The sequence below is a fragment of the Moellerella wisconsensis ATCC 35017 genome (assembly GCF_001294465.1).
GTDB classification, from domain to species: Bacteria; Pseudomonadota; Gammaproteobacteria; order Enterobacterales; family Enterobacteriaceae; genus Moellerella; species Moellerella wisconsensis.
In genome coordinates, this window is the sequence record NZ_LGAA01000005.1 from 1 (window position 1) to 4,529 (window position 4,529).

Genomic DNA, 4,529 nt, shown 5'->3' on the forward strand with positions numbered 1-4,529 from the left:
TTAGATTGTCCCTCTAAGACACGGAATCGGTGGTTAAACCACATCAACCAAGTAATGAAATATTAATTACTTGTATTTCAACAGGAGAGTAAATCAGGGAATATTGAGAACATCGGGGAAGTGGTGCTGATAGGCAGATTCGAACTGCCGACCTCACCCTTACCAAGGGTGTGCTCTACCAACTGAGCTATATCAGCACATCTTGGAGCGGGCAGCGGGAATCGAACCCGCATCATCAGCTTGGAAGGCTGAGGTAATAGCCATTATACGATGCCCGCAATGAACTCGGCTACCTGACTTAGTCAGCTGTACTGCAACTCAAGTGTTATTCATTGCAAGGAAGTCTGAACACTTGAGAGTAATTATTGGTGGTGGGGGAAGGATTCGAACCTTCGAAGTCTGTGACGGCAGATTTACAGTCTGCTCCCTTTGGCCGCTCGGGAACCCCACCTTTCCATATTTTTAATTGGTGCCGGCACCAAGAGTCGAACTCGGGACCTACTGATTACAAGTCAGTTGCTCTACCAACTGAGCTATGCCGGCATCAAGTGCTGCGCATTCTAGGTATACTTAGCGAAGGTTGCAATAAAAATTTTCATTTTTTTGTTCTTTCGCTTATTTATTATACACATCTAGTTATTTTGCTGTTTTTTTCACTAATTTCAGCACGATTAATATACAGCACCCCAGTGATTAAATTCAAGCTAATCATCATTGAAAATAAATAGAGTGAAAATTTGTCTGGCATATTAATTATAAAATGTCTCTTCAGTATTTTTATTTGATTAAAAAACAATCTGTTATTCTATTTTTTTGTATCTGCATCAAAAAAAACATAGATAAAACATAAAAAAACCTACGCCTACCCTCTATCAATAGATATGATGCGAGTTATTTTTACGGATACGGGTGTTTAACACAACCTGTCCAACCTGCACAAATAGGCAGATGTTGGTATATGAAACCAAAAGAAAACTTAATAGCTACGCCATATTTAGAATTTGATAGAGAACATTGGGCCACTTTGAGGGATTCCGTTCCACTTACGCTGACGGGAAAAGAACTTTCTGAGCTAAAAGGCATCAACGAAGAACTTTCTATGGAGGATGTGATTGAAATATATCTCCCCCTTTCTCGTCTATTGAATTTTTATATTAGCTCTAATTTGCGCCGTCAAGCTGTCCTAGAACAGTTTTTAGGTACCAATGGAGCAAAAGTTCCTTATATCATCGGTATAGCGGGCAGCGTTGCTGTGGGCAAGAGTACAACGGCGAGATTACTTCAAGCACTACTGACCCGCTGGCCAGAGCATCGGAAGGTTGATTTGATAACAACTGATGGCTTTCTTTATCCGAATCAAGTTCTTAATGAACGAGGAATAATGAAAAAGAAAGGCTTTCCTCAATCTTACGATATGCACCATTTAGTGCAATTCGTCTCAGAGATTAAATCAGGAGCACGCAATGTTGCTGCGCCAGTATACTCGCATTTAACCTATGACATTGTCCCAGACCAGACTCAAATTATCGATCAGCCTGATATTCTAATCTTAGAAGGACTGAATGTTTTGCAAAGTGGGATGGACTATCCACATGCACCTCATCATGTTTTTGTCTCTGACTTTGTCGATTTTTCTATCTATGTCGATGCTAAGCCAGAATTACTAAAAAGCTGGTATATCGGTCGCTTTTTAAAATTTAAACAAGGCGCTTTTTCTGATCCTGATTCATATTTCCATAATTACTCTCATTTAAGTGAGTCTGAAGCAATTAATATTGCTGAAAAAATTTGGGATGAAATAAATGGATTAAATTTAGCTGAAAATATTCAGCCAACACGAGAACGCGCAAGTTTAATAATGACTAAAGGCGAGAATCATTCTATTCAAAATGTACGGCTAAGAAAATAATATTTATAAATAAGCCAGTATTGATTACTGGCTTATTTATATATGAGAACTTAGCTATCATTAGATCTTAATGATATTTCTCCACCAATATAAGGAATTAATTCATCACCTTGCTGTAATAATAAAGCGCCTTGATCATTAATCCCTCTTGAAATCCCTGTAATAACTTTCTCTCCAATCAACAACTTAACGGGGCGATTCAGATAATTATCTAATTTATACCAACGTTCAATAAACGGAGTCATTCCTTCTTTTTCAAATTGAAGTAATGCTTCACGTAATGATTTAATAATCTTTGCTGCTAATTCATTTCTATTAATCGATATATTAGTTTCATTCAAACTAGCCCATTGCTGATTTATATTTTCTTTATCAGCTAAATTAGCTTTATCCATACCAATATTAAGCCCTACACCAATAATAATATGAGCGGCATCCCCAGTTTTGCCCGTTAATTCAACCAAAATACCAGCTAGTTTCTTATCATTTAAATATAAATCATTAGGCCATTTAACCCGTACACCCACATGACCTAATTTATTTAATGTTTCGGCCAGAATAATACCAACCACTAAACTCAATCCGATAGCTGCCGCAGGGCCTTGATCTAGCTTCCAATACATCGATAAATATAAATTACAACCAAAAGGAGAGACCCACTGACGCCCTCTTCTTCCTCTTCCTGCACTTTGATATTCAGCGATACAAACATCTCCAGACGCTAATTCACTGATACGCTCTAATAAATACTGATTCGTCGAATCAATTACTGGCTCAAGAATTATTCTTTGATTATCTGTATAAGTGCTAATAGCTTCTATACTGAGTAAGTTTATTGCTTTTGGTAAACAATAGCCTTTACCTGTGACGGTTTGAATATTCAAGCCCCAAGATCTCAATGTTTGGATATGCTTATTAATTCCAGCGCGAGTCATACCCATTCTCTCGCCTAGTTGTTCACCAGAATGTATTTCAGCATCAGATAATATTTTTATTAGTTCTAATGGGATATTGTTTTCTTTCATGAGATACATTCCACTGAGTCTATTTCTCCATTTATTCCCATAAAGCGGACTTCAGGTTCGAGAAGAACAGAGAAACGCTGAAATACTTTTTTTCTTATTATTGCAGCTAAATTAACAATATCCATACCTGTGGCCGAATCTTGATTGATCAGGACTAAAGCTTGATGTATATGAACGGCAGCTCCGCCTAATTGATATCCTTTTAAGCCACACATATCAATTAACCAGCCAGCAGCTAATTTGACATGACCATTAGCTTGAAAAAATTGAGGGCAGTTAGGAAAATCTTGACGGATATTTTTAGCAATTGTGGCGGAAACTATCGGATTTTTGAAAAAACTACCTGCATTACCTAGTTGTTCTGGATCCGGAAGCTTACTGCGTCGTGTGGCACAAATAGTATTAAATACTTTTTGTGGTGTTATTGTAGTACGATCTAATTGAGATAAATCACCGTAGGCTAAAATAGGAGTCCATATTTTTGATAATTTGAAACCTACGCCAATAATTGCATAATTATCGCGGTATTGATGTTTAAAAATACTATCTCGATAACCGAATTCACACTCAACGGTGGATAAACGACTTACTTCTCCATTATCTAACTGAACAATATCAACATATTCACAGACATTTTTTAACTCCATCCCATATGCTCCAATATTTTGAATCGGAGCTGAGCCAACACAGCCTGGAATTAATGCCAAATTCTCTAACCCATAAATAGATTTATTCAGTAAAAACTCAATAAACTGATGCCAATTCTCACCAGCTCCAGCATATATATGCCAGCTATCAGCTGTTTCTTGAATATCAATTCCTTTAATTCTATTTAGGATCACCGAACCATGAAAATTATCAGTAAACAGGACATTGCTGCCTGATCCAAGTAATAAAACTGGATATTGTTTGGCTATCGCTTGTTGCCATAGATCACATAATACAGAGACTGAATCCGCACGATGTAATTCATAAGCACAAGCATTTATACCGAAGGAGTTAACAGACTTTAATTCAATTGATGGCTTCATTAGATGCTCTTAGGCTAAATAAGCTATATCGCTCAGGGACTTTGTTATCTTACATAACTACCTAGTTATACCATTCCTATTGTCACTACTTTTATCATTATTTTGTTAAGATTAAAGCAATTATACCAGTTTGATAATCGGTTAATTAGAGTAATAAGGCTAATCGAGCCGAGTAGCTGAATTTAACACAATAGACAATTGCCTTCATCTCTAAATAATTAATATCCTGATAAAATTTTTAGTATATTAATAGGTTAAGTACCAAACGCAAAAAAGCCACCCTTATGGGTGGCTTCTTAAATTTAATGCTTGGCAGTTCCCTACTCTCACATGGGGAGACCCCACACTACCATCGGCGCTACGGCGTTTCACTTCTGAGTTCGGCATGGGATCAGGTGGGACCACCGCGCTATTGCCGCCAAGCAAATTCTTTTTCATTTTATGAAATCATGGTGCTGATACCCAGATTCGAACTGGGGACCTCACCCTTACCAAGGGTGTGCTCTACCAACTGAGCCATATCAGCAAATATGGTACTGTCAGTCAGTACTGACACAACCTTTA

The 4,529-nt window shown here is 37.4% G+C and carries 3 protein-coding genes, 5 tRNA genes and 1 rRNA gene; 1 reads left to right on the forward strand and 8 read right to left on the reverse strand.

What is annotated here, in order from left to right:
- Window positions 1-121: 121 nt before the first annotated feature.
- The 4 genes from M992_RS02455 to M992_RS02470 form a co-directional block, all read right to left on the reverse strand.
- Window positions 122-197 (reverse strand) — tRNA-Thr (locus M992_RS02455).
- A 6-nt stretch (window positions 198-203) separates the two neighbouring features.
- Window positions 204-278: transfer RNA gene (locus M992_RS02460), tRNA-Gly, on the reverse strand.
- An 88-nt stretch (window positions 279-366) separates the two neighbouring features.
- Window positions 367-451: transfer RNA gene (locus tag M992_RS02465), tRNA-Tyr, on the reverse strand.
- A 16-nt stretch (window positions 452-467) separates the two neighbouring features.
- Window positions 468-543, reverse strand: a tRNA-Thr gene (locus M992_RS02470).
- A gap of 415 nt (window positions 544-958) precedes the next feature.
- Between M992_RS02470 and coaA the strand changes: the two genes are divergently transcribed.
- Window positions 959-1,909, forward strand: coding sequence for a type I pantothenate kinase (gene coaA, locus M992_RS02475; RefSeq protein ID WP_047257189.1), 951 nt, complete (start codon window positions 959-961; stop codon window positions 1,907-1,909).
- A gap of 50 nt (window positions 1,910-1,959) precedes the next feature.
- Here the strand turns inward: coaA and birA are convergent, their stop codons facing one another.
- From birA to M992_RS02495, 4 genes are all read right to left on the reverse strand, one after another.
- Window positions 1,960-2,934, reverse strand: a complete 975-nt coding sequence (gene birA / locus M992_RS02480) for a bifunctional biotin--[acetyl-CoA-carboxylase] ligase/biotin operon repressor BirA (protein ID WP_053907184.1) — start codon at window positions 2,932-2,934, stop codon at window positions 1,960-1,962.
- Window positions 2,931-3,965 carry a UDP-N-acetylmuramate dehydrogenase gene (gene murB / locus M992_RS02485; protein ID WP_053907185.1) on the reverse strand — a complete coding sequence of 345 codons (1,035 nt, stop codon included), beginning with the start codon at window positions 3,963-3,965 and terminating at the stop codon, window positions 2,931-2,933. Before murB ends, birA begins: the two co-directional genes overlap by 4 nt.
- 307 nt (window positions 3,966-4,272) lie before the next feature.
- Window positions 4,273-4,388 (reverse strand): 5S ribosomal RNA (rrf, locus tag M992_RS02490).
- 27 nt (window positions 4,389-4,415) lie between these two features.
- Window positions 4,416-4,491: transfer RNA gene (locus tag M992_RS02495), tRNA-Thr, on the reverse strand.
- Between the last annotated feature and the right edge of the window lie 38 nt (window positions 4,492-4,529).

Excerpts from the sequence above, each read along its gene's own strand:
- coaA (WP_047257189.1), top strand. The coding sequence starts at position 959 with ATGAAACCAAAAGAAAACTTAATAGCTACGCCATATTTAGAATTTGAT.
- birA (WP_053907184.1), bottom strand. The coding sequence starts at position 2,934 with ATGAAAGAAAACAATATCCCATTAGAACTAATAAAAATATTATCTGAT.
- murB (WP_053907185.1), bottom strand. The coding sequence starts at position 3,965 with ATGAAGCCATCAATTGAATTAAAGTCTGTTAACTCCTTCGGTATAAAT.